This window comes from Desulfothermobacter acidiphilus, assembly GCF_052073645.1.
Taxonomy (GTDB): Bacteria; Bacillota; Desulfotomaculia; order Desulfotomaculales; family Ammonificaceae; genus Desulfothermobacter; species Desulfothermobacter acidiphilus.
On the sequence record NZ_CM125440.1, the window covers coordinates 821,669 to 840,776 of the forward strand.

Here is a 19,108-nt window from a genome sequence, read left to right on the forward strand (position 1 = left end):
CATGCTACCCGACGCGCGCGGTTACTTTGGTTCGTACGGAGGGCGTTTCGTACCGGAAACTTTGATGCCCGCTCTGGAGGAACTGGAAAAATCGTACCACAGGTGGTTCGACGATCCCGATTTTCGGCGGGAGCTGAACTGGTACCTGGAACACTACGTGGGGCGGCCCACCCCGCTTTATCGCGCGGCTCGCTTCAGCGCCGCTCTGGGAGGAGCTCAGATCTACCTCAAGCGGGAAGATCTCAACCATACCGGAGCTCATAAAATCAACAACACCATTGGGCAAGGTTTGCTGGCCCGCCGCATGGGGAAAAAACGCCTCATTGCCGAGACCGGGGCGGGGCAGCACGGCGTCGCCACTGCCACGGCCGCGGCCTTGCTGGGCTGCGAGTGCGCCATTTATATGGGGGCGCTAGACATCGAGCGTCAGCGCTTAAACGTGATCCGGATGCAGCTTTTGGGGGCCGAGGTTATACCGGTTAAAGCAGGCAGCGCCACTCTCAAGGACGCCATGAACGAAGCCATCCGAGACTGGGTGACCAACGTCCGTACCACTTATTACCTCATCGGATCGGTGGCCGGCCCTCACCCTTATCCTTTGATGGTGCGTAACTTTCAGGCAGTGATCGGTTGGGAAACGCGGCAGCAAATCCAGCGGGAAGTGGGACGCCTACCCGATCTAATCATCGCTTGCGTGGGAGGGGGCTCAAACGCCATGGGCATCTTCTATCCCTTCCTCTCCGATACGGAGGTGGAATTGGTAGGGGTAGAGGCCGGAGGAAGGGGCAGCGGTCCGGGAGAGCACGCTGCTACCTTGAACCAGGGTCGCCCCGGCGTGCTTCACGGCTCCTACAGTTATCTGCTGCAGGACAAGGAAGGCCAAATAAGCCCGGTGCATTCCCTGGCCGCCGGCCTCGACTATCCTGGCGTGGGACCGGAGCACTCCTATCTCAAAGCCACGGGTAGGGTAACTTACCTTACCGCTAGCGACGAGGAAGCGCTTGAGGCCTTCGAGGTCCTAGCCCGCACCGAGGGGATTTTACCCGCTCTAGAAAGCGCTCACGCTCTGGCCGCGGCCTGCCGCCTGGCTCCCACCCTTCCACGCGAGGCGGTGGTGGTCGTGAACCTGTCCGGCCGGGGAGACAAAGATGTGGAAACGGTGGCCCGGGCCAAGGGGGTGGAATTGTGAACCGCATCGATCAAACCTTTTCCTCCTTGCGCCTCCAGGGGCGCAAGGCACTAATAGTGTATCTAACCGCTGGATACCCCGACCTGGAAACCACCGCCGCCTTTATCCCCGAACTAGTGAAAGCCGGGGCCGATTTGATCGAAATCGGCATCCCTTTTTCCGATCCCATGGCCGACGGTCCGGTTATCCAAGCCGCTTCTTCCTGGGCTTTATCCCACGGAGCCAGGCTGGACGATATTCTCGAGGTAACGTCCCGGGTGCGCGAGCGTCTTCCCGAAGTTCCGCTGGTGTTTATGACCTACTACAATCCGGTTCTGCAGCGGGGGCTAAAACGCTTCTGCCAGCAGGCCCTGGAAGCCGGGGTTGACGGCTTGATCGTTCCCGACTTGCCGCTGGAAGAAAGCGAACCGTTGCGGGAGGCAGCGGGAGAGGAACTGGCCCTCATCCCCCTGGTGGCCCCCACCAGCATGGAGGAGAGGGTGCGCTCGATTTGCGCCTCGGCCCGCGGTTTCATCTACTGCGTGTCCGTTACCGGCGTCACCGGAATGCGCGACCGATTCGATCAGGATCTCGGCCGCTTAGTGCAACGGGTGCGGCAGCACACCCGGCTGCCAGTGGCGGTGGGTTTCGGCATTGCCCGCCCCGAAACCGCCGCTCAGGTGGCTAAGTTGGCTGATGGCGTGGTGGTGGGAAGCGCCGTGGTTAAACTGCTGGGGGAAGGGGCGCAGGATCAGGCTCTGGCCCTGGTGCGCTCTCTGGCTCAGGCTCTGGCCCTGCAGTGAGAGAGAATTGCGCTCGTTGTCCAGCTAAAACAAGCTATGGTAAGATATTGCTATCCAATTTAGGCGACGATGCTATGGGGAAGGAGAAGCGAAATGGCCGTTAGAGTGCGACCCGAACTCGAGGGAGTGGAGATTTACCGACCCGGCAAGCCCATTGAGGAAGTGAGGAGGGAGCTCGGTCTGGAGGAGGTAATCAAGCTCGCTTCCAACGAGAACCCTCTGGGCCCTTCCCCCCGGGCCCTGGCCGCGCTGGAGGGGTTAGACCATTGGCATCTTTATCCAGAGGGATCGAGCTATGAGCTCCGCCAGGCTCTGGCCCGGAGGTTAGGGGTGGACCCAGATAATATAATCGTTGGCTGTGGTTCTAGCGAAGTTATTCAGATGCTGTCGCTGGCGTTATTAGCCCCGGGTGACGAGGTTATCATTCCGGTGCCCACTTTCCCCCGCTACGAGCCGCTGGCGCGCTTGATGGGGGCTTCGCCGGTGCGGGTGCCGCTGCGGGACTACCGCATCGATGTGGAGGCCGTGGCTCGCGCCCTGACTCCCCGGACCAAAATGGTTTATCTCTGCAACCCCAACAACCCAACCGGCACCATTATCACCCGCGAAGAAGTGGAATGGTTCCTGGAGCGGGCGGGAGACGACGTGCTCACGGTTCTGGACGAGGCCTATTGCGAGTACGTGACTGATCCTCGTTATCCCAACGGCATAGATCTACTGCACCGGGGGCGTAACGTGGTGATACTGCGGACCTTCGCGAAAATTTACGGCTTGGCCGGCCTGCGCATCGGCTACGGAGTGGCCGACACGGCTTTAATTGCCGAACTCCACCGGGTGCGGGAGCCCTTTAACGTCAGTTCCGCCGCTCAAATCGCTGCCTTAGCCGCCCTAGATGACGAGGAGTTCGTGCAGCGTTCTCGCCAAACTAACGAGGCCGGTAAACTCCTTCTTTACCGGGAATTGGAACAGCGGGGTTTGGCCTACGTTCCCACCGAGGCCAATTTCCTGCTGTTCGACGCGGGGCGAGACGAGCGGGAGGTCTTCCAGCAGATGCTGCGCCAAGGCGTGATCATCCGCGGGGGAGTGGGGTACCCTACGCATCTGCGTGTGACCATCGGTACTCAAGAGCAAAACCAGCGTTTCCTAGAAGCGCTGGATAAGGTTTTGGAATTCAGGAGGGTCTAATCAATGATCATCGTTATGGCGCATAACGCCAGCGAGAGCGACATAGCCGAGGTAGTTCGGCGTCTGGAAACGGCGGGCTTTAAAACTCATCTTTCACGGGGGGTGGAGCGTACGATTATCGGAGCCATCGGCGATAAAAGTCGCTTGGCAGAGATCCCCCTCGAAGCCCTGCCGGGAGTGGAAGAGGTCATACCCATACTTCAACCCTATAAGATGGCCAGCAGGGCCTTTCGCGCCGGGCGCACCGTGGTGCAGGTGGGGGAAGATGTCGCTATAGGCGGGGAGCAAGTGCACGTGATGGCTGGCCCTTGCGCGGTGGAAAGCCGCGAGCAACTCCTGGAAGCAGCTGCCAGGGTAAAGGAGGCCGGTGCCACCATCCTGCGAGGCGGAGCCTTCAAGCCGCGGACTTCTCCCTACGCCTTTCAAGGCTTGGGAACCAAAGGTCTGGAACTGCTGGCGGAGGCCAGGGAAAAGTATGGGCTCAAGATCGTAACCGAAGTCATGGATATCCGCTCTCTACCGGTGGTAGCCGAATACGCCGACATCGTCCAAATCGGCGCTCGCAACATGCAGAATTTCGACCTGCTGAAAGAAGTGGGCAAAATCGACAAACCGGTGCTGTTAAAGCGAGGCCCTGCGTCCACCATCGAGGAGTGGCTTATGGCCGCGGAGTACATCTTATCCTCCGGCAATATGAAAGTGATCCTTTGCGAGCGGGGCATTCGCACTTTTGAACCTTACACCCGCAACACTTTAGATCTTTCGTCGGTGCCCATCGTCAAACACCTGTCCCATTTGCCGGTAATCGTCGATCCCAGCCACGGGATAGGTCGTTGGCAGTTTATACCGGCCATGTGCCGGGCTGCGATTGCCGCCGGTGCCGACGGTCTGCTGGTGGAGGTGCACCCCAATCCCGCCGAGGCGCTGTGCGATGGGGCCCAATCTCTCACGCCTTCCCTTTTCGCTCAGACCATGGCGGAACTCGAGAAGGTGGCTCGCGCCGTGGGGAGAAAGTTGTGAGGATGTTGCGGCGAGTGGGCTTTTTAGGCCCGGCTGGCACTTTTACCGAACAGGCTATGCAAGCTTTCTTTGCTGCCCAAACCATCGCCCCTTGGGCTTACCCCGATATCCCCGCCATCCTGGATGCTTTGCTGCAAAGGGACATAGAGGTGGGGGTGGTTCCCTGGGAGAACTCCCTGGAGGGCAGCGTAACTCTCTTCCTCGATCTGCTGGTGCAAACCACGGGGATATTGGTGGTGGGGGAAGTGGTGCTCCCGATCGTCCACCATCTGATGGCGCGGCCGGGGGTGACGGTGTTCTCTCGCATCCTATCCCACCCCCATGCCCTAGCTCAGTGCCGCCACTTTTTGCGCCGCCGTTACCCCGGGGTCGCGTTGCTGCCAACCACCAGCACAGCCGAGGCGGCTCGGATGGTAGCCGAGAGCTCCGAGCCCTGGGCGGCCATAGGGCCGGATACCGCGGCTCGGAACTGGGGCCTGGAGCTGGTGGAAAGAGCGGTTCAGGATCACCAGAGCAACGAGACCCGTTTCGCGGTGCTGGGCAGAGAAAAGCCTCCCCGCACCGGTCGGGACAAAACCTCCGTGGCCTTCGCCCTGACCGCCGACCGCCCCGGCGCGCTCTACCGAGCTCTGGAAGAATTCGCCCGGCGCGAGATCAATCTAACCAAGATTGAGTCTCGTCCTGCCAAGAGCCAGTTGGGGCAATACATTTTTTTCCTGGACTGTGAAGGGCACGAGGAAGACCAGGAGGTGCGATCCGCCTTGGAGACCCTGCGGTCCCGGAGCTCTTTCTATAAAGTTTTGGGTTCGTACCCGCGCTGGGAGGAGGGTAGGTCCGCCGATTCGGCACAATCATGTTAAACCGAGTGGTTATCGTAGGAGTTGGATTGATAGGGGGGAGCCTGGGCTTAGCCCTGCGCCGCCGGGGAAGAGCCAAGCAGGTGGTGGGGCTGGGAAGAAGCGTTGAGCGCTTGCGGCTAGCCCAGTTTCTGGGGGCCATCGACACTTACTCCACCGAGCCCGCCGAGGCCCTGCCGGGTGCCGAGTTGGTGGTGCTGGCCACTCCCATCAGCACCATCATCGCCACGCTGGAGAAGCTGGCCCCCCATCTGGAGAGCGGAACCGTGGTGACCGACGTGGGCAGCACCAAGGTGGAGATTGTGGCCGCTGCGGAAAAGCTGGCGTCGCAGCACGGTTTCGCTTTCATCGGGGGCCATCCCATGGCTGGATCGGAGCGTACCGGGGTAGAAAACGCCGATCCTTATCTCTTCGAAAACGCTTATTACTTGCTCACTCCCACCTCCTTCACCTCGCCAGCTGCCACGGCTCTGGTGACCGAGCTGGTGGAAGCGGTGGGAGCGCGAAAGGTGGAACTCTCTCCCGAACTTCACGATTATTACGTAGCGGCGGTTAGTCACCTGCCGCACTGTCTAGCCTCGGCCCTCTGCAACCTCATCGCCGGTCTCCCGGAGCGAGATAAGCTTTTGCCTCTGGCGGCAGGGGGTTTTCGTGACACCACCCGGGTAGCGGCGGGAGACCCCCTGCTGTGGCGTGACATTTTACTTAGCAATACCGAGCCGCTAAGCCTGTTCCTTTCCCGCCTGCGGGAAATCCTGCGCGAGTTGGAAGCATTGCTGACGGCGGGGAAGCGGGAGGAATTGGAGATGTGGTTGCGCCGGGCTCAGAATTTGCGCCGCGAGGTGCCAGCCAAGAGCAAAGGTTATTTACCCGAGCTCCACGAGGTGGTGGTAACCGTTCCCGACCGCCCAGGAGTGATCGCCCATCTCACTTCCCTGCTGGCGGAGAAAGGGATCAATATCGCCGATATCGAGATCTTACGGGCGCGAGAGGGGGAAGGGGGAACCATTCGCCTGGCCTTCACTCGCCTGGAGGCTCAGGAGCAGGCTTACGAGACGCTGGTCGCTGCCGGAATTGAAGCGCGTAGAAGAGGGGGTTGAAATGGTTGGAATTGAGAGTGAGCCCTAGCGCCAGGGTGGCCGGAACCATCCAGGTGCCCGGCGACAAATCCATTTCTCACCGGGCCCTGCTGTTGGGAGCTCTGGCCGAGGGAGAAACTATAGTCGAGAACTTTTTGCGGGGAGAGGATTGCCTGGCCACCCTTCGCTGCCTGCGCCAGCTGGGAGTCGACATCGAAGACCAGGACGAGCAGTTGCGGATAAAGGGGCAGGGGCTCGGCCAGCTCCAGGAGCCAGCTGAGGTCCTGGACGCGGGTAATTCGGGAACCACCATGCGCCTATTGCTGGGAGTGTTGGCTGCTAACCCTGTCTTCGCGGTTTTGACAGGCGACGCTTCTTTGCGCCGCCGCCCCATGGACCGGGTGACCTTACCGCTCCAACTTATGGGAGCGGAAATATGGGGCCGGCAACAGGGGAAATTAGCGCCTTTAGCCATCAAGGGGAAAAGGGAGTTGCGCCCGCTGTCCTACACCTCACCGGTGGCCAGCGCCCAAGTGAAGTCGGCCGTGCTGCTAGCTGGTCTCAGCGCCGAAGGGGAGACCGATGTCACCGAACCCGCCCTTTCCCGCGATCACACTGAGCGGTTGCTGGGTTACTTCGGCGTGCCTCTGCGCCGGGAGGGGTTGACAGTCCGTCTTCGAGGGCGAGCTTTGCTGGCCGGCCGGAGGGTTAAGGTGCCTGGCGACTTCTCCGCTGCTGCCTTTTTCCTGGCCGCTGCCGCTATCGTTCCCGAGGGCCAGGTCACCGTTGAGGAAGTGGGGCTCAACCCCACCCGTACCGGGCTACTGGAAGTTTTGAAGGCCATGGGGGCCCATCTCCAGGTGGAACTTACCGACGAGTGGGCCGGGGAGCCGGTGGGACGGGTAACTGTGGCCTCTTCTCCACTCCAGGGCATCACCGTGGAAGGGGATCTTGTTCCCCGGCTTATCGATGAAATACCTGTGCTAACCGTTGTCGCCGCCTGCGCCAGTGGCACCACGGTTATCCGTGGGGCGGAGGAGCTCCGTTACAAGGAATCGGACCGCCTGGCCACTATGGCCCAGGAGTTGGGGCGGTTAGGAGCGCAGATCGAGTTGCTGCCGGATGGCATGGTGATCCGGGGTGGCAAACCTCTACGAGGGGGCCGGGTTCACAGCCACGGCGATCACCGCGTGGCCATGGCTTTGGCGGTGGCGGGGCTGACCGCTATGAGCGAAACTGTAATCGAGGGAGCAGAGGTTATCGATATATCTTTCCCCAACTTCCCCCACCTTTTCGCTGCTTTGGCGCAAAAAGCAGGAGGGAAATGAGATTGCAACGGAGAAATTCTTAACCTTGGAGTGCGGAGGTACAGCACGTAAGGATCTATGCGTATTGCCATCGATGGACCAGCAGGAGCAGGAAAAAGCACCGTTGCCAAAAAGTTGGCCCAACGTCTAGGGTATGCCTATCTGGACACCGGGGCGTTGTACCGGGCTTTAACTTTAGCTGCCTTACGAGCCGGCTTTCCCGAAAAGCCTGTCGATTTGATCGAGCTGGTTTCCCACCAAAAGCTTTGCATCACCTCCACACCTTATCACCAGCAAGTGTTGCTTAATGGAGAAGATGTGACCGAAGCCATTCGCACTCCCGCGGTTTCCGCAGCCGTATCCTTGGTGGCTCGCGTACCCGAGGTGAGGGAGCTGGTCACACAGCGCATAAGGGAACTGGCGCGGGGAGGAAAGATAGTGGTGGAGGGGCGTGACATCGGTACGGTGGTTTTGCCGGAAGCGGAGAAGAAGTTTTTCCTCACCGCCGAACTGGAAGAGAGAGCACGCCGGCGCTGGTGCGAGATTTGCCGCCGTGGGTTTCATCTTTCCTGGCAAGAGCAACTGCGCCAGCTGGCCCAGCGCGATCACCAGGACGCCGAGCGCGAGGTGGCTCCACTCCAGGTGGCCTCCGACGCCCTCGTCATTGATACTACCAGCCTTTCTCCCGACGAAGTGGTGGAGGTCATTCTGCGCCACCTGGAGGGTAAGTCCTAGTGCTATACTGGTTTGCCTGGGTGGTGTGCCGAATTTACCTGCAATTACGCCGCTTCCAGGTGGAGGGGCGGGAAAACTTCCCCCGCACTGGTCCGGTGATCATTGTTGCGAATCACCAGAGCTATCTCGACCCGGTGGCCCTGGGCTGTGCTCTGCCCCGGCGAGTTTACTACATGGCCAAGGAAGAGCTCTTCCGCATCCCCGGTTTCGGACTCTTGCTTAAGTGCTTGGGGGCTTTTCCGGTGAAGCGGGAAGAACTGGACCGTCGAGCTCTGCGTACTGCCCTGAATCTACTGGCTCGGGGGCAGGTGCTGGGGCTCTTTCCCGAAGGCACGCGCGGCCAAGAAGCGGGGCGACTTCTGCCTCTACAGCCGGGAGCAGCCCTGCTGGCCCTCCAATCGGGAGCTCCGGTGGTACCGGTAGCCTTAACCGGTACCCGTAAATGGTGGGGCGAAAGGGTCGAAGTCAGGATAGGGAGTCCTTTTTACTTGCGTCCGTCCCAGGGAAGGATCACCCGCCAGGAGGTCACCGATGGCACTAAAAAAATCGAAGCAGCCATGAAGCAGCTGCTGGGAGTGAAAGGATAATGGAGATCAAACGAGCAAAACACGCCGGTTTCTGCTTTGGCGTCAGGCGAGCTCTAGAGATCACCTTGAAGGCTCGAGAAGAGAGGGAGGGGCCGATCTACACGCTAGGGCCGCTGATCCACAATCCCCAGGTGGTGGAGCGCTTGTCCGCGCAAGGGATCAAGGTGGCCGAGCGTTTGGAAGAGGTCCCCGGTGGCACCCTCATCATTCGCTCGCACGGAGTGGACCCAGCTATCGTGCAGGAAGCGCAGACGCGGGGACTGGAAGTCATCGATGCCACCTGTCCTTTCGTTCGTCGGGCGCAGGAGCTGGCCGGCGAGCTCTCCAGGCAAGGTTACCAGGTGGTGGTGGTGGGAGACCGCGACCATCCGGAGGTCAAGGGCATTTTGGGGTGGGCTGGTCCCAAAGCCGTGGTGGTGGGGAGGGCCGAAGAGGTGAATCTTTTGCCAGCTGCCGAAGCTTACGGCGTGGTGGCGCAGACCACCCAGACCCTCAACTTATTGCAGGAAGTGGTGCGGGAACTTATCTCCCGTGCCAAGGAGGTGAGAGCTTACAATACCATTTGCTCCGCTGTCGCTTCCCGGATCGAGTCAGCTTTAGAGTTGGCGCGAGAAGTGGAAGTGATGATCGTGGTGGGAGGGTACGCTAGCGCCAACACCAAACACCTGGTCGAAACCTTGCGCCAGGCCAATGTGCCTACCTACCACGTGGAAACGGCTAACGATCTCCGTCCGGAATGGCTCATGGGGGTGAGTTGCGCGGGCGTGACCGCTGGGGCGTCCACTCCCGACTGGATTATCGAGGAGGTAGAAAAACGTATGCGGGAAATAGGAGAAATGAGCACCGCCGAACAAATGGAGTCAGTGGGGATCAAAACTTTCAAGGGTGGCGAAGTGATCAAGGGAACCGTGGTAGAAATCAATCAAAACGAGGTCCTGGTGGACATCGGAGCCAAGAGCGAAGGCGTCATCCCTTTGCGCGAGCTCTGCTGCTGCGAAGTCTCCTCGCCCCAGGAAGTGGTGCGGGTAGGAGACGAGATCGAGGTCTTCGTGGTCAAGGCAGAAGACGCCGAGGGCAGAATTATTCTTTCCAAAGCCCGGGCCGATGCTATAGCTGCCTGGAAAAGACTGTCGGAAGCCTTCCAGCAGGACCAGCCGGTGGAGGGGATTGTGCGCGAGGTGGTCAAGGGCGGCTTGATCGTGGATGTGGGAGTGAGAGCTTTCCTCCCTGCTTCCTTGGTCGACATTAACTATGTGGAGAACCTGAGTTCCTACCTGGGGCAAAAGATCCGGGCCAAGGTAATCGAGCTCGACCGTGGCCGCAAGAAAGTGGTCCTCTCGCGGAAAGCGGTGCTGGAAGAAGAGGCCGAGAGGCAGCGTCGCGAGACCTGGAGCAAGCTGAAGGAAGGCGCAGTGCTCAAAGGCGTGGTTCGGCGCTTGGTGCCATTCGGTGCCTTCGTGGATCTGGGAGGAGTGGATGGACTGTTGCACGTTTCCGAAATAACCTGGAACCGCATTAACTCCCCCGCCGAAGTGCTGCAGGAGGGCCAGGAAATCGAAGTGATGGTCACCAAGATCGACCCGGAAAACGGCAAAATAAGCCTTTCACGCCGAGCTCTCCTACCCGACCCGTGGGAGAAGGTACCAGAAAAATATCCTGTGGGCAGTCTGGTCGAGGTAAAAGTGGTGCGTTTAGCCCCCTTCGGAGCCTTTGTAGAGCTGGAACCAGGAGTGGAAGGACTTATTCATATTTCTCATTTTGCTGATTGGCACGTGGAAAGGCCAGAGGACGTCCTCAAAGAAGGTGACGTGGTTACCGCCCGGGTAATAAGCTACGAGCCGCAGGAGAAAAAGCTGCGCCTTTCCTTGCGGGAAGCAGTGCGCGCGGAAGAATCACGGGAGAAAGAACGCAATAATGGCAAGGAGAACAAAGACGATACCCTTACCCTCGGCGATGTTTTCGGTGACCTCTTGAAGCCCTAGGGTGAGCGGAGGAGTGGCGAACACCACTATAACTTCCGCTAATAAACCTTATGTTAACTAGACAGGAGAAAAATGAAGCCCCGCCAGCTGGTACTGCCAGCCGGGGCTTAATCGCTTTAGCGCGGCAGCGGTTCCACCGTTAAGCGTCCGTCGTGCATTTTCACCGCAACCGGCGTCCCGGGCAGATAATAATGCGGTCCGCCCAAATGATGCACTGGGCAATTTTTTTCCTCCCGCAGGTGCCAGGACCCCTCGAAAACCTCGCTGGCCGCTTCAGCTCGCACCACTTGGCCTACAAAAATATAATGGTCGCCGCCATCGTAAGTGTTCCACACCCGGCACTCTAGGCCGGCAAGGCATTCCTTTATAAGTGGCGCCGCCACTTGCTGGCCCGGCACCGGGGTCAGACCGGCTTCCGCCAGCTTATCCTGCACCCGGCGGCCGGAAACGGTACCGCAGAAATGCACCTGCGTTAAGATGCCGTACCCGGGCACGTTTACGGTAAACACGCCGGTGGCTTGGATATACTCTGCCGTAAGATGTTTTTTGGCCACTGCCACCGAAACCAAAGGCGGTTCTTTGCTGACGGGCATTTGCCAGGAAGCCGCCATCACATTGTTTTTTTCTTCCCGCCGACTGGCTATCAACACCACCATGCCCGGAGTCAATAACCGGTAGGCTTCCGCCAGCGCCACTTCTCGCTTATCCATCTTCTTCTCCCCCTTTTTGTTATGTTAACTTAAATGACCCTTCCTTTTCACTTGGCTCTACGCCACAGGACCAGATACACTGCCAGATTGGCCACCAGTAAAAGTGCCGCTACCACGAGCGTGGCTACTACCCAGTAAGCGGGCCAGTGGTAATAGAAATACAGCCCCAACCCGATCACCGCTCCCAGGTCGCTCCACAACAGCAGGATGAGCAGGAGGCGGTATGTTTCCCGTTTACCCACTCCTCTCCCCTCCCTCTTCTAGCTTAACTTCTGAGGGGAGGCATCGCCCTGGATCGCTAACTCCAGCATCCTCCCCAAGGCGGGTCGCAGCCAGTAGGGCAAATCACTGGGCAGGAGCTGGGCGAAGGCTTCCATGGCCTCATTGAAGCGGCCCAGGCGGCGGCAGAGTTCCCCCTCCAGATACCGTAACACAGCCAGGTCGCGCGCCTCCTCCACTTCTTGCAAAGCCAGGCGAAAATAGCGCAAGGCGGCCTCCTGGTGCTCCCTTTCGGCTACCGCATCCCCCTCCTCCCGGGCGCACCAGGAGCCCTTCAGATAAAGGTGGCCTATGGCCAGAGCTGGATTTCCTCGCCGCTGCGCTTCCTTCGCGGCCAGCCAATATTTCTTGCTACCGGGGTAAAGGTTACGCCTTTCCTGCAGATATTTCTGAAATAGGCGCCCTATTGGGTCATAAGCTGAGTAGCGGGGAAGGGTGGCCAGGTAATCGAATTCCTGGTGGTAGCCAGTGAAGCCGCAGCCCGGGCAAACCACTACCAGATAGGGGTAGAGAAACCCTTCCTCTCCCCGGTAGCATAGATCGCTGGAAAGATGACCCCTCACTCCCGTGCTCAGGGCAATTTCGGCCGGAAAAGTGGTCAAGCATCGAGGGCAGCGCAGACGGCATAGAAGCGTGGCTGACATGGTTAGCGTTTCACTCCTTAAGGAGCCCCAGGGTCAGAAGACGCTGGCGCACGGTGGGATAGAGGCTGAGATCGGTGTGCGGGAAGAACTGCCCCCCGGTGAATCGATCCATGAATTCCTTACTGGCGTTTAATTCCACGTAGGTAATCCGCTGGCTCAAATCCTCTAACTCTTGGCGCGCTTCTTGCGCCAAGAGGGCCAAGCGAGCTCCCGCCAGGGAAGTGTTGCCCAGCGCAAGCAAGCGTTCGCGGGGGAGGTCGGGATAAAGCCCCAGGGTGACAGCCGCTTCCACGTCCATGTGTTCGCCAAAGGCGCCAGCCACCAAAAAATATTCTAGTTCCTGGGGTCTAATTCCTACCGCACCCATTAAAGTCTCCACGGCAGCGGTCACTGCTCCCTTGGTGCGGATAAAGTTCTTTACATCCTGTTGGCTGAGGATCAAGGGTTCTCCCGTTGCTGTGGCCGAGGCTGGGACGATCTCCAGGTAATCTCTTTCCCCGGTGAAACGACCAGCCCGGTCGATAATGCCCGCCAGCAGGAGTCCGGCCAGGAGATCCACTACGGCCGAACCGCACAACCCCTTGACCTTCCCTTTCGGGGGATGGTAGTCTATGGCTCCCGTGATCGGGTCTACCCGGATACGCTCAATTACTCCCGGGGCCGCTCGCATTCCGGCCGCCATTACGCCCCCTTCCAAGGCTGGGCCAGCGGCTCCTGCTGCCGCTATCAGCCACTCCCGGTTCCCCAGGACGATCTCAGCGTTGGTGCCGATATCCACCAGGAGGCTCACCGCTTCTTGCCGATGTATCCCGCTCACCAGAATGCCCGCCAGAGCGTCTCCTCCTAAATAACTGCCCACACTGGGCAGACAATAAATCACCGCTTCCGGGTGCAAGGCCAAGTGCAACCCTTCGTTATTGCGGTGGTAACCGGGACGGTTCACCACCGGTAGGTAGGGTTCTTGGCATAGACGGGAAGGGTCAAGACCTAGAAAGAAATGGGTCATGGCGGTGTTGCCGCTGAAAGCCAGCGCGGTGATCTCCTGCGAAGAGATGGCAGCCTGGAAAGCGAGCTCTTGCAAAAGCCAGTTCACGCTTTCTCGAAAAAGGCGGATTAAACGCTCTCTCCCTTCCGGCTCTCCCGACAGCTGCAGACGGGTTAGAAGATCTTCCGCCACTTCAATCTGGCGGTTGAGGCCAGAAGACGTGACCTTCACCTCCCCGGTTTTAAGATCTACCAGGGAGGCGGCCAGGGTGGTGGTACCGCCGTCCAAAGCTACGCCCCAGTGAGATGCGGTAGTATCGCCCGGCTCCACGGCTAGAAGACGCCATCCCCCTCCCGTCCTCGCCCCCAGGGTAACCGTTACCCTCCAGTTACCCCGTCGCAGGGTTTCTGGAAGGTGGCGAAGGGCGGAAAGAGTCGTCTCCACGTCTTTAAAAGGCAGCGCCGCGAGACAGCGCTCGGTATCAGCGAGGTTGTCTCCGGGCCGGGGGCGTGGCACTTCTAAGCTGAACTTTCGCGTGAGCATATTACTATTGTACTACACCCAGAGGCTTGGAGTTAGGTGGCCAGGAAGAGGTGTGCGCGTCAAGAGTTAGTAGGTGGTTCGGGAGAAAACTTCTCTTCATGGAGACCTCGCCGCCAGGATAGTCCCGGTACCTGCGCCATTAAGGGATCAAACTACTGAGGCTAGGCCGGCTTAGTTCCCGCAACACATGCTTCACCCATGGAGCTCCAGCGGAAGGCTCCCTCAATGCCGGCAACCCAGCTTTATGCCAGCTCCCCGCCTCCTCTATCTTCCGCTTTACCTCCAACCGCACCGCCTGAGCCAAATGTTCTTGCCTGGCCAGCAGTACCGGCCAACGAGAAGTGTGCCTCCCGAGCACCCCGTTGGCTCGAGCAGCCAAAACCCGCGCCATCCTGTCTGCTCCTGCCTCCGTCCAGCTGGCTCCCAACCGCTTCATCCGCCGCGCCACGTTGTGCTGTACCTGCCCCTCTATGGCCCCCAGATGCTCGGCAGCAGAAGAGGTAACTATCCCCGACCAGTTCTCCTTGAGATACTGCCAGAGCTTCTCTATTCTCCTCCTCTTAGCCCCGCGAACTCTCCTCGCTGCTCCTCCCATAATCTCTTCTACCTTCTCCCGGTCCCCCAGATAAATGGCCTGCCTGATCCCACTATAGGCCTCCTCATCGTGCCAAAAAGCCTCTATAAGCCGCCGGTTCAAATGGTAAGGGTCCAAAACGTGTACCGCCCCGGGGAAGTAATCTACCCCCTGCTTGGCCCACTCCGCCCCGTCACTCCCAAGGTATATCTCCTTCACCTGACCCATGTCCCACCGGCTCGCTACCCCAGAGTAAACTTCCTCCCACATCCTCTCCCCTTCGCCTACACCGCTCGTTACCAGCTTGTCCTTTAAAGCCTTCCGGCCACCCCCAATCGCTTCTTTGCCTGTGTAAGCTACGAAGAGTTTGACCTCTTTCCTTTTCTCTTCGCTCCTTTGAAGCCTTACCACCACCCCGTCGGCCTCTATGTAAAGCCTGGAGGTCTTCTCTTTACCTTCGGGTGTCTCTCCCTTCTCAAAAACGGCTTCTCTCCTGGACTCTCCCTCCTGCCTGAGTGCTTCTCCTGCTTCCTGCACGGCCTGCCACACCGCCATGGCGCTTATCCCAGGGACAAAATAACCGAGAATTTCCGCTGCCCGCCTGAAGGGTACTTCGCTCCCAAGCTTCACCGCCATCTCCTTCAAACGCGGCGTGCATCTAGACCTCTCCGGCCAGCCCAGAACCTCGTCAAGAAGAAACCTGGCTTCTCCCGTCTTTTTGTTCCTGTAAAGCCGCCTTTTTACTTTGAATTCCCCAAAGCTGCTAACTACGGTTCTTTCCCGAAAGCCTATCACTTTCCAGGTGCGCTTGTCCCGGGCGTTCACGAGCCAGGTGTCTATTTCCTCGAGGGCCCAGGCGAAGATCTTCACGCAAGCTTCTTGAGAGAGCTTGTACACTTCTTCTTCGAGCTTGTAGAAGTCGCGGCATTCGGTAATTAGTTTGCTAACTTTCTCCCCCAGAAGAAGGATTATGTCCGCAAGAGGTTGAATGTCTGAAATAGGTTGACTGTGCATGAGACCTCGCTCCTCCTTTCAGTCCATGAAAATTGTCCGTGAGGGGCGAGGTCTCCTCCTTCATGAGTCTCCTCCGTCACCTACTGAAATTGTACGCCCTCGGAAGAGGTCGGCGTCTCTGTTACCCGTTGACTGGCGGGGTCGCGCCTCAATATAATGCGGCGAGGAGGCGAATCTATAGTGGACAAGCCCAAGAGTTTATCTCCCCTAACTTTGCTGCGCAACGGAAGCCGAGCTCGCATCGCTTATTTCGCCGCCGGTCTGCAGAGTGAAAAGCGGCTGCAAGCCCTGGGTTTGGCACCGGGCAAAGAGGTGGTCAAGTTAAGTGGCCTGCCTTTTCACGGTCCAGTAGTGGTGTGCGTGGATAACTCCCAGGTGGCTCTGGGCTATGGCCTGGCGCAGAAAGTAATGGTAGAACCCCTGGAAGGTAGCTAGACTGTGCAGGTTTTCCAGTATGATAAACCGTCGCGGAGTAGGGTGAAAAAAGCGTGAAGATCTTGCTGGTGGGTAATCCCAACGTAGGGAAAAGTGTAATTTTTACCCAACTAACTGGCACCCGGGTCATTTCCTCCAATTACCCGGGCACCACCGTGGAATACACCAAGGGCTACTTGGATTTTCAAGGCGAGAAGGTAGAGCTCATCGATGTTCCTGGCACCTACTCGCTGGAGCCTTCCTGCAAAGCCGAAGAAGTAGCGGTATCCATGCTGGCAGAAGGAGATATAATCATCAACGTGGTGGACGCCACCAATCTAGAACGCAATCTCTACCTCACTTTGGAGCTCCTGGAGCGCTCCACACCCATGGTGGTGGCCTTAAACCTCTATGACGAGGCCCAGCATAAAGGTATTCGCATCGACGTGGTGCGGCTAGAAGAGATCTTAGGGGTCCCGGTAATTCCCACGGCTGCCACCAGCGGTATGGGGCTGAAAGAGCTGGTCCAGCGCCTACCAGAAGCCAGTTTGGGCAATGTGGGCTGGCATACGGTGGACGAACGCTACGCCACGGTGGGCCGCATCGTGAGAGAAGTTCAGCACTTGAGCCACCGCCACCACACTTGGCTGGAGACGCTGCAGGACCTCAGTGTACACCCTGTGGCTGGTATTTTTATCGCTCTGGTGGTTCTCTACCTTACTTTTAAAGTAGTGCGGCTGGTAGGCGAAGGATTAATCAGCTGGATCCTCGATCCTTTCTTCGACCAAGTCTACGCTCCCCTTCTGCTCAAGCTGAGTCCCTTCCTAAGCAGTCACGGATTCTGGCACGACCTTCTGATTGGTCAATTGGTAGACGGGAAAATAGATTTTGCTATTTCCTTGGGCTTGCTCACCACCGGTCTTTATGTACCCTTGGCCATGGTGCTCCCCTACATCATAGCTTTTTACGCCGTATTGGGGTTTCTGGAGGATCTGGGCTATCTGCCTCGCCTGGCCGTTCTGTTGGACGGGCTAATGCATAACCTAGGCTTGCACGGTTTCGCTATCGTCCCTATGGTGCTGGGGTTAGGGTGCAATGTCCCCGCCGCGCTGGCCATCCGCAATCTGGAAAGTAGACGCCAGAAATTCATCGCCAGCACCTTGATGGTTATAGCCGTGCCTTGCTTCTCGCAGACGGCCATGATCTTCGCTCTGGTGGGGCCACACGGGGGCAAATATCTGGCCCAGGTATTTATGACCTTGCTAGCCGTGTGGCTTGTTCTGGGTTTGTTGCTCAATCGCTTGACGGCTGGGTATACCCCGGCGCTGCTGATGGAAATCCCTCCCTATCGCTGGCCCAACCGGAAAACTTTATTCAAAAAGCTCCACCTGCGCCTGAGTCATTTCTTGCGCGAAGCCGTGCCCCTGGTCATACTGGGCATTCTGCTGGTGAACCTCCTGCACACCTCCGGTTTAACCTACTGGATGGCGCGCCTCTTCGCCCCGGTATTCAAACCTCTATTTGGCCTTCCCGGAGACGCTGTCATCGCTCTTTTCTTGGGCTTTTTACGCAAGGATGTGGCCATGAGCATCCTCATTCCTCTGAACCTCACCCCCGTTCAGCTGACCGTGGCCAGCACCATTTTGGCCGTTTACTTTCCTTGCATCGCAACCTTCCTGGTGCTTACGCGGGAACTCGGCTGGCTGGATATGCTGCGCGTTACCGGAATCATGCTGGTCACCGCCCTGGCGGTGGGGGTTTTCACCCACCTGACCCTGACCTGCCTGGGAATATGGGCCTGGGCCGGCGTAGCTTTGCTGGTACTATTCCTTTGGGGCGAAGCCAGCTGGCGCGAAAAGCTAGCCGCGAGCAAAGAGAAAACCCAAGCGTCGTACAAAGCGAATTAGTGGGTGGCGTAGCTGACGCTCTAACCGGCGGTTTTCTTCTCGCAGGCGCCCCAGTTCCCACTGGAGAAAGCGGTGCTCGCGGAGTAATTCCTCTCGGGTAGATTCCAGGCGTTTGATTTCGTGCTCCAGCCGGTGTTTCTCCCCGGTCCAGTATTCTTCTCCCTCCTCAGCTCGGGCCTTTTGTTGCGCCAGCTGTTGCTTTAACTCGATCACTTCTCGCTGCAGCTTAGCCACCTCAGTACCGTAGTATTCGCGGGTTTCTTCCCAGCGCTGGCGCAACTGCAGGAGCTCTTTCTGCTTTTGCTGCAACTCCTTCTCCACCACGGCCAAAGCGCCTTCTAACTCGCGCGCCCGCTTCACCCACAAGCGGCATTGATGCAAAATACTCTGGGCCTTGCGTTCGCTTTGCTGCCACTGCTGCCGGTAGTGCAGGAGCTCCTGCTTACGCAATTGCAAGAGCAACCGCTGCTCTTCCATCTGCTCCCGGCTGGATTCTATCTGCTCCTGCTGGGAGGCCAGAGTGGCAGCTGTTTCCCTCCAGGCCGCTTGCGCTTCCCTAAGCGCACCAGCCAGGCTGGAACATTTGCTTTGCCAGAGTGCCATTCGCTCCTCCAGGCGCAGTTTCTGCTGACGCAGAGCGGCGGTGAACTGGGAAGCAGCTTCCCGCCAGCTTCGGTGAGCGCGGACATCGTAGCGCCAAATGCCTCGCTGGTGGTAAAAATAGGGATACCGGCGCAAAATTTTCTCAATGGCGGCCGGCTCTACCGGGCGCCACTCACTTATCACCGCCGCCAGACGCGACAGCGGTAGTCCCGAAGCGTGCTGGCGCAAGGCTTTGATTACCAGGTGCCGCAAGGGATAAACGCCAAAGTCGGCCGTCCACTCGGTCAATCCCCACTTCTCTTCCCCCACCCGGATGAAACGCCCGTCGTGATTGAGTTTACCTTCTTTACTGTTCTTCTCGCGCATGAGACTCCAGCGGCTCATAGGTTTGCCCTTGACCAGCAGCAACTCGTACACCGCATCGTTCTCCTGTAGTCCCCGCCGGTCAAGGCACCAACGCTTCTCCTTATCTTGAACGAAACATGGGTGTTGCTCCAAACACCTGCTCACCAGCGCCCGGAGCTCGGTGGGTGGCAAGTCGCGCAGCATTCTTTGCCGCACATAAGGGCAAAGCTCTTCCAGCCACATCCCCTCGAGGAAATAAAGGGTGCTCTTCAAAAGATCGGTGAGAGAAGCCAGCGCCTCCCCCATCCACTCACCCCCAGTTTATTCTTTATCAGTATAAATTTAACATTCGCCACCGAAAACCAAA

General features: G+C 58.5%; 18 protein-coding genes. 12 read left to right on the forward strand and 6 right to left on the reverse strand.

Annotated features, from left to right (window positions below; translation table 11 throughout):
• Position 1 precedes the first annotated feature (1 nt).
• The 10 genes from trpB (at position 2) to ACTLLP_RS04275 (ending at position 10,723) form a co-directional block, all read left to right on the forward strand.
• Positions 2 to 1,189, forward strand: a complete 1,188-nt coding sequence (gene trpB, locus ACTLLP_RS04230; RefSeq protein ID WP_441061113.1) for a tryptophan synthase subunit beta — start codon at positions 2 to 4, stop codon at positions 1,187 to 1,189.
• Positions 1,186 to 1,971, forward strand: coding sequence for a tryptophan synthase subunit alpha (trpA, locus tag ACTLLP_RS04235; protein WP_441061116.1), 786 nt, complete (start codon positions 1,186 to 1,188; stop codon positions 1,969 to 1,971). The genes trpB and trpA overlap by 4 nt, the downstream gene beginning before the upstream one ends.
• A 93-nt stretch (positions 1,972 to 2,064) precedes the next feature.
• Positions 2,065 to 3,156: a histidinol-phosphate transaminase gene (hisC, locus tag ACTLLP_RS04240; protein ID WP_441061119.1), complete on the forward strand. Its 1,092-nt coding sequence runs from the start codon at positions 2,065 to 2,067 to the stop codon at positions 3,154 to 3,156.
• Between the two features lie 3 nt (positions 3,157 to 3,159).
• The gene (aroF, locus tag ACTLLP_RS04245) at positions 3,160 to 4,176 is read left to right on the forward strand and encodes a 3-deoxy-7-phosphoheptulonate synthase (RefSeq protein ID WP_441061121.1); all 1,017 of its coding nucleotides are present in this window, start codon (positions 3,160 to 3,162) and stop codon (positions 4,174 to 4,176) included.
• A 2-nt stretch (positions 4,177 to 4,178) separates the two neighbouring features.
• Complete coding sequence (pheA, locus tag ACTLLP_RS04250) at positions 4,179 to 5,036, forward strand: prephenate dehydratase (RefSeq protein ID WP_441061123.1); 858 nt, start codon at positions 4,179 to 4,181, stop codon at positions 5,034 to 5,036.
• Positions 5,030 to 6,133 carry a prephenate dehydrogenase/arogenate dehydrogenase family protein gene (locus ACTLLP_RS04255; RefSeq protein ID WP_441061126.1) on the forward strand — a complete coding sequence of 368 codons (1,104 nt, stop codon included), beginning with the start codon at positions 5,030 to 5,032 and terminating at the stop codon, positions 6,131 to 6,133. Before pheA ends, ACTLLP_RS04255 begins: the two co-directional genes overlap by 7 nt.
• A 5-nt stretch (positions 6,134 to 6,138) precedes the next feature.
• Positions 6,139 to 7,440 carry a 3-phosphoshikimate 1-carboxyvinyltransferase gene (aroA, locus tag ACTLLP_RS04260; protein WP_441061128.1) on the forward strand — a complete coding sequence of 434 codons (1,302 nt, stop codon included), beginning with the start codon at positions 6,139 to 6,141 and terminating at the stop codon, positions 7,438 to 7,440.
• A gap of 57 nt (positions 7,441 to 7,497) precedes the next feature.
• A complete protein-coding gene (gene cmk / locus ACTLLP_RS04265) occupies positions 7,498 to 8,154 on the forward strand; it encodes a (d)CMP kinase (RefSeq protein ID WP_441061131.1) in 657 nt (218 codons plus the stop codon).
• Entirely contained in the window at positions 8,154 to 8,741 is a 588-nt protein-coding gene (locus ACTLLP_RS04270) for a lysophospholipid acyltransferase family protein (protein WP_441061134.1), read from the forward strand. The genes cmk and ACTLLP_RS04270 overlap by 1 nt, the downstream gene beginning before the upstream one ends.
• Positions 8,741 to 10,723 (forward strand): bifunctional 4-hydroxy-3-methylbut-2-enyl diphosphate reductase/30S ribosomal protein S1, encoded by a 1,983-nt coding sequence (locus tag ACTLLP_RS04275; protein ID WP_441061136.1) that lies wholly within the window; start codon positions 8,741 to 8,743, stop codon positions 10,721 to 10,723. The genes ACTLLP_RS04270 and ACTLLP_RS04275 overlap by 1 nt, the downstream gene beginning before the upstream one ends.
• A 116-nt stretch (positions 10,724 to 10,839) precedes the next feature.
• Here the strand turns inward: ACTLLP_RS04275 and ACTLLP_RS04280 are convergent, their stop codons facing one another.
• The 5 genes from ACTLLP_RS04280 to ACTLLP_RS04300 form a co-directional block, all read right to left on the reverse strand.
• Positions 10,840 to 11,433, reverse strand: coding sequence for a flavin reductase family protein (locus ACTLLP_RS04280; RefSeq protein ID WP_441061139.1), 594 nt, complete (start codon positions 11,431 to 11,433; stop codon positions 10,840 to 10,842).
• Positions 11,434 to 11,480: 47 nt separating this feature from the next.
• On the reverse strand, positions 11,481 to 11,675 hold the full coding sequence (locus tag ACTLLP_RS04285; RefSeq protein WP_441061142.1) for a hypothetical protein: 195 nt from the start codon (positions 11,673 to 11,675) through the stop codon (positions 11,481 to 11,483).
• 18 nt (positions 11,676 to 11,693) lie between these two features.
• The gene (locus tag ACTLLP_RS04290) at positions 11,694 to 12,356 is read right to left on the reverse strand and encodes a DUF2225 domain-containing protein (protein WP_441061144.1); all 663 of its coding nucleotides are present in this window, start codon (positions 12,354 to 12,356) and stop codon (positions 11,694 to 11,696) included.
• A gap of 10 nt (positions 12,357 to 12,366) precedes the next feature.
• Positions 12,367 to 13,884 carry an ASKHA domain-containing protein gene (locus tag ACTLLP_RS04295; RefSeq protein ID WP_441061146.1) on the reverse strand — a complete coding sequence of 506 codons (1,518 nt, stop codon included), beginning with the start codon at positions 13,882 to 13,884 and terminating at the stop codon, positions 12,367 to 12,369.
• A 139-nt stretch (positions 13,885 to 14,023) separates the two neighbouring features.
• Positions 14,024 to 15,472 carry an ISLre2 family transposase gene (locus ACTLLP_RS04300; protein WP_441061148.1) on the reverse strand — a complete coding sequence of 483 codons (1,449 nt, stop codon included), beginning with the start codon at positions 15,470 to 15,472 and terminating at the stop codon, positions 14,024 to 14,026.
• 180 nt (positions 15,473 to 15,652) lie between these two features.
• On the opposite strand from ACTLLP_RS04300, the gene ACTLLP_RS04305 reads away from it, so the two are divergent.
• Entirely contained in the window at positions 15,653 to 15,907 is a 255-nt protein-coding gene (locus ACTLLP_RS04305; RefSeq protein ID WP_441061151.1) for a FeoA family protein, read from the forward strand.
• Between the two features lie 53 nt (positions 15,908 to 15,960).
• Positions 15,961 to 17,793 (forward strand): FeoB small GTPase domain-containing protein, encoded by a 1,833-nt coding sequence (locus ACTLLP_RS04310; protein ID WP_441061153.1) that lies wholly within the window; start codon positions 15,961 to 15,963, stop codon positions 17,791 to 17,793.
• Here the strand turns inward: ACTLLP_RS04310 and ACTLLP_RS04315 are convergent.
• Positions 17,746 to 19,047 carry a hypothetical protein gene (locus tag ACTLLP_RS04315; protein ID WP_441061156.1) on the reverse strand — a complete coding sequence of 434 codons (1,302 nt, stop codon included), beginning with the start codon at positions 19,045 to 19,047 and terminating at the stop codon, positions 17,746 to 17,748. The two genes, ACTLLP_RS04310 and ACTLLP_RS04315, sit on opposite strands and share 48 nt — an antisense overlap.
• Positions 19,048 to 19,108: the final 61 nt, after the last annotated feature.